At 34.9% G+C, this 5,786-nt stretch carries 5 protein-coding genes; 3 read left to right on the top strand and 2 right to left on the bottom strand.

Features of this window, described 5'->3' with window-relative positions; translation table 11 throughout:
* Both FNW52_RS20205 and FNW52_RS20200 read right to left on the bottom strand, forming a co-directional pair.
* Window positions 1-690, bottom strand: a 690-nt coding sequence (locus FNW52_RS20205) for a RagB/SusD family nutrient uptake outer membrane protein (protein WP_143379277.1), incomplete at its 3' end; no start/stop codon positions are given.
* Between the two features lie 10 nt (window positions 691-700).
* Entirely contained in the window at window positions 701-3,712 is a 3,012-nt protein-coding gene (locus FNW52_RS20200) for a SusC/RagA family TonB-linked outer membrane protein (RefSeq protein WP_143379276.1), read from the bottom strand.
* 556 nt (window positions 3,713-4,268) lie between these two features.
* Here FNW52_RS20200 and FNW52_RS20195 point away from each other — a divergent pair.
* The 3 genes from FNW52_RS20195 to FNW52_RS21010 all read left to right on the top strand — a co-directional run.
* Window positions 4,269-4,580: a hypothetical protein gene (locus FNW52_RS20195; protein ID WP_143379275.1), complete on the top strand. Its 312-nt coding sequence runs from the start codon at window positions 4,269-4,271 to the stop codon at window positions 4,578-4,580.
* A gap of 577 nt (window positions 4,581-5,157) precedes the next feature.
* The gene (gene tssD, locus FNW52_RS20190; protein ID WP_143379274.1) at window positions 5,158-5,550 is read left to right on the top strand and encodes a type VI secretion system tube protein TssD; all 393 of its coding nucleotides are present in this window, start codon (window positions 5,158-5,160) and stop codon (window positions 5,548-5,550) included.
* A 45-nt stretch (window positions 5,551-5,595) separates the two neighbouring features.
* Window positions 5,596-5,786 (top strand): hypothetical protein (locus tag FNW52_RS21010; protein ID WP_221933423.1); only part of this gene is annotated, 191 nt, incomplete at its 3' end.

The following is a 5,786-nucleotide window of genomic DNA, read 5'->3' as shown; positions in this document are numbered from 1 at the left end:
ATAAAGATATGTCCTAGCCAATAATGCTTTTGCAGTAAATTTATTTGGACGAACTCTGTCAGTACTATTATAATTGTTGGACAAAAAACTAATTGCGTTTTCTAAATCGGTTATGATATGCCCATAGACTTCCTTAGTCGGTATTCTGGTAACTACACTATTGTTTTTATAATCTGTTTGGGTAATATAGGGAATGTCTCCAAAAAGATTCACAAGATAGAAATGTAATAAAGCCCGAATAAAAAAGGCTTCGCCTTGCAATTGCTTCTTGTTTTCAAGAGAAAGACTGGTACTTGCCTGAACACCTTCGATTACCGAATTGGCTGCATATATTTGATTATAGGTTGCATTCCAATATTCAGCTACAGCTGGCGTTGAAGGCAAAATTGTATTATTGTAAAAATTAAAGCTCGGGTTAGAAGGAGTTCCATAAGGTGTTATTTCATCGGTATAATTTCCCAATTCGATGGACATACCCGAGTTCGTTCCTGTTAGTATTCCCTTATCTCTAATTTTTGAATATATATCTGTTAGGGCAGTACTTGCCGTGGCATAATCCTCAAAGACGGTGACATTGGTCAGTTGCGATTTTGGCAGTTCAACATCGACGAATGAATCGCAAGAATTCATGGCTAAAAGTAGCATACTGAGCCATAAAAAATATTTTGTAGTAAGATGTATCGTTTTCATTTTTATTGTATTAAAATGTTAGTTGAACCCCTGCAGTTATTACTTTAAGAGGGGGTAAGAACCCATAACTGGTAAATTCAGGATCTCCATCTTTGTAAGAAGTGAAAGTCAAAAGATTCTGACTTTGCAACATAATTTTGCATTGGGTATTTTTTAACGGAAGATCGTAGGATAATGAGATGTTTTTCAAACGAATGAAGGAAGCGTCAGTGATGGAAGCATCACTTTGAGTATATAAATAATCGGCTGTTACCGCATCATTATTATATCCAGTAGTATAGATTTGATAGGGTGCATTGTTTCCTGGCTCTTGCCAACTATTTACCATTCTATCAGGCTGATTGGACATTTGTCCAGCAAATCCCATTGGATAAGAACGATTTTTTTGTTTTACAAATTGAAATAAAAAATCAAGCTTCCATTGTTTAAAACTGAGCCCGTTTTGAATGCCTCCATAATATTTAGGATTGAGATCAACCACAGTTTTTTGGTCTTCAGGAAAAGATATTCTACCGTCACTATTTGTGTCTTCAAATTCGTAAACTCCCGTTTGTGGATTGATCCCTTTATATTTGTAAAGCAATTCAATGTTTAACGGCTGGCCAATACGATATTGTTGATTATAGGATGAACTTTCTAATCCTGGAAAGCGAAGTAGTTTATTACGAGCAAAAGTTAGATTGAAGTTTGTAGTCCAGTTAAAATTTCCGGCAGTAAAATTGGAGGTTCGTAATGTTAATTCAAGTCCTGTATTTTCAACTGTAGCATCAAGATTGGATTGCAATACTGTAAAACCAGTTGTACCAGGCAAAGGGACACCCACTAATTGATTAGAAGATCGATTTTGATACCAAGCAACCGTGGCAAAAATTCGATCGTGTAAGAAACCTAGTTCCAGCGCCATTTCTAATTTTTTATTGGTTTCCCAACCAAAATTTGAATTATAAAGGCGTGTAGGTTGCAATCCAATATTTCCATTATAGGCTACTGCTGATGTGGTGTACGTATTTAAAAACTGATAATCGCCAATTTGGTCATTACCTGTAGTACCATAACTAGAACGGATTTTACCAAAACTAAACCATGAATTGTCTTTTAGGAAGCTCTCATTACTAAATAACCAAGCAGCTCCAATTGCTCCAAAATTAGCAAATTGATTTCCGGGGCCAAATCGACTAGATCCATCACGTCTGGCAGTAAGGTTCAAAATATAGCGCTGTTGCCAGTTGTAATTTATTCTGCCAAAAAAAGCTTGGTATTTGTAGTGGGTTTCATCACTAAGCAATACGTTGACATTATTGGCTGAGGCTAAATTATAGATCAGGCTATTGGAACTAAAGCCATTTCCAGATTGAAAAAGCCTCGTTGTGGTCTGACTTTGAAAGGTAGCTCCCAATAAAACTCCCAGTTTTCCGCTACCAAGGTCTTTTTCCCAATTGATTTGTGGCTCTACTATCCAAGAGGAACGATCCGTATTATTGAGATATATTGCGGAGGTAGCACTGGTAATATTATAAGCAGGATTATATACTGATGAGGGTGCTGTACGGGTTTCCGCAGTACTCAAGTCGGTATATCCAAAACTACTTTTGAGTACTAGTCCCGGCAATAATTCATACGACAATACGGTATTGGCTATCAGATCATTTGTTTTGGATTCGAATTTTGCATTGAGGTTTCTCAGTGGATTATCCCAAGTTCCATTCTCCCAGTTCAAATTACCATCAGCATCATATAGTGCTGGCGCATTAGGAGGTAGCGAACGTGCATCGTAAGTAAAATCAAAAGCAGGTTGGTCATTATTCTGAGCGTTATACCCTCCTGAAAATGTTAATCGAAATTTATTATCCTCTGAGCGGTGGTTTAAATTGATTTGACTTCCTCCTTTTTTATATAGGAAGTCACCAGCAAAAACAGTAGATTCGGTGTGATAGTTACCACTTACAAGAAACTGGGTATTTTCAGATCCTCCTGATACAGTACCTTGTAGGTCGTTTATTTGTGAAGTGCCTCCCAAGAGTTCCTTTTGCCAGTCCGTATAACGGTTTTGATCCCAAGTTCCATTAATGTCATAGTCCCAAGGATTGTACTCGGTAATACCATCATTTATAAAAGCTTGTTTGCGCATGGCTAAGTATTGTTGGGTATTCATGAGTTTTATGAATTTTGTAACAGTACCAACACCACTAGAAGCTGTTATGTTAAAAGTGGTTTTTCCGGCTTTTCCCTTTTTTGTAGTAATTAGCACAACCCCATTAGCGCCTCTAGACCCATAGATGGCTGTGGCATCGGCATCTTTTAATATTTCAATGCTTTCAATAGTATCAGGATTAATACTGTTTAAAGGACTGGTGACGGTAGGAAATGTTGAAGAAGTTTGATTATAACCAATAGGGTCTGAGGCATAAGGTACTCCGTCTATGATATACAATGGAGAATTTCCATCACTACGGATACTATTTTGCCCCCTAATTTTAATGTCAAAACCACCTCCGGGAACTCCCGTGGTTTGTATGATGTTTACACCTGCCATGCGGCCTTGCATAGTTGCCAGCACATTAGTGACAGGTTGGGTTTCAATATCTTTAGCAGTAATTCTAGCAATGCTCCCCGTACGTTCACTTTGCTTTACGGAATAGTAGCCTGCATTGATCTTGACCTCCTGTAGAGCAGTTGCGTCTTCCTGCATTTTGATATTGATTACCGAACGACCAGCAACAGGAATTGTAGCGGTCTTAAATCCCACGTAAGTAAAAATAAGAATATCGTCGGGAGATGCTGTTATGACGTATTTGCCGTCGAAATCAGAAACGACCATTTTTTGCTGTCCTTTTACGGAAATACTCACGCCCGATAACGGGCTAGTGCCATCGCTTACGGTACCATTGACCTGAGATTGTTGTTGTGAAACGGAAAACTTCAAGGTGTTCCGTGCTAAGGCTGGTGTACAGAATAGGTAAAATCCGAAAATAAACGGATACCAAAGTGCCACCAAACCTTTGTTTAATGAAAAAGTTTTCATAATATTGGGTTAGTTAAATGAAATATTAGTTTTGTTTGCTATGGTCCTCTACTCTTGCTTGCCGGCGGGTTAGAGGGCTTTTTTTATGTATTTTTAATAGCCTGCACTGAAATTGACTAACTCAAAATAAAGAATAAGAAAGCACAGGCATTAAGTAGGGATTAATTCTTTTTTATTACATAGGCATGCTGGTTTTAGCGGGTTAAACTGCTGCGAGACTATGAAAATGAAGAAGCAATGCTAAGAATGTAAGTGGGGATCGTGCCGAAAGAATAAAAAAATGGCATGGAACTCAGCTTATTGCATCAGAGGCATTGGCATACCTTAACCACAAATAAGTGAGCCCACGCCATGGTCGTGAGCATCTTAACTTATCATCTCGTGGTTTTAAAACGCCAATTTTCTGATACGAGATTCAAAGCGAATGCTTCAAATATTTTTAAATGAAGAAACGCAAAATTACATTAAATAAAATGTAATTAATAATGCAAATATATAAATAATATTTACACATGTGTAATTGTTAAGGTGTTTTTTTATAATTCAATTTGTTTATATGGGAAAACAGGTAAAGATTGAAGAACTGACTAAGGCTATTTCTAGCGTTATTAAGAAGCTTTATAAGGATCGAAATGGAGTAATCTTAAGTGAAAACAATGAATATTTTACGGAGATTGGTAAAAATTTAGGTCTAGAAAGATATATTAGTGATCATAATGTAACATGTAGCAAGCTTTTTGCAATCTGCGATTTTTTAGAAATTTCATTATCTGATTTCTTCAAATTAGTAGAGGAAGAAGATGAAAAATTAAAATTTAATAAGGAGACTAAGGGACAACTAGTTAAAAAAGCTTATAAAAAACAATAACTATCTTAAAGGTTGTCATTGAAAATGAATAAATAATATGCTTAAAGAGATGTCTAGGCATCTCTTCTAGATTGCTACTTTAAAGTTAGTACCACAGAAAATTGTATCGAATAACACCCAACGGGTTAAATTAAATCAAAAGTAGAATTGTGAGAAAATATTTTAATTATATTTTTTTTATTTAGAAAAAAAACTATATTTGTAGAACTTGTTCTGCGAAATTCGCAACTAAACCTCGAGAACTTTTATTAGTTCACGGGGTTTTTTTATTATCAGTTTTTAAGATTAATTCTGATTACCGTTTTACTGTAGTTGTAATCTCATAACTTACAATAAAATAAACTTATATAATTTTTCTTATATTTAACACAAAACAATTATATTTACATTCAAATTGTGTGTTATTTTTTTTACATTTTAAAATTTGTTTAATTTTTCTCAAAACAAATGACTCTTAAATTCAAAGTGAATTTAGACAATAAAAATATTGTTTTGAATTCATTTTAAAGTGTTTAAGGGTGCAAAATGATGATTTGGTAAATACACTTTAGAGTAAATAACTAATAAAAAAATACAAATGAGTTTTTTAGCAAAATTAGAATTAGACAGTGAAACTTTTAACGTTTTAGAATTTGACGTAACCTTTGCCCAAAGCACTGACACTAACGGAAAACCAGCAAACAAAGCTAAAGGTGGAGAAATTAGGTTGGTAATCGAGACTACGCAAACCGATGCGTTTTCTGACTGGATGGTGTCGCAAACACAGACCAAGGACGGGAAAATTATTTTTTATCGTAGAGATGCAATGAGTACCATGAAAAATGTAGTTTTCAAGAAAGGGTATTGTATTTCATTTCACGAAAGCTTCCGCAGTGAAGGCGTTACTCCAATGGTTACTAAAATCTTAATAACATCCAATGAAATAAAAATAGGGAACACTTTATTTGAGAATAATTGGAAAAATTCTTAAAAGACAGTATAGTATAGGGATGAAAAAACAAATGCAATATTAGATATGAAAACAAATAAGACAATCTATTTCATAAAATCTTCTCTATTACTGTTTCTTTTCCTGTCAATTGGCTGTAACAAAGAGCCAAAGCAATGGGAAGAAAAATATATTCTATACAAAGATAGTTTATGCAAAATTCCTGTAGATACAATTCTTCTATTCGAAAAAGATAGCGATTTTGTAAAGAGAGATGG

The sequence above is a fragment of the Flavobacterium sp. ZT3R18 genome (assembly GCF_007097385.1).
Classification (GTDB): Bacteria; Bacteroidota; Bacteroidia; order Flavobacteriales; family Flavobacteriaceae; genus Flavobacterium.
The sequence above is the reverse complement of the archived record's forward strand: the minus strand, read 5'-3'. Positions and strand labels throughout refer to the sequence as shown.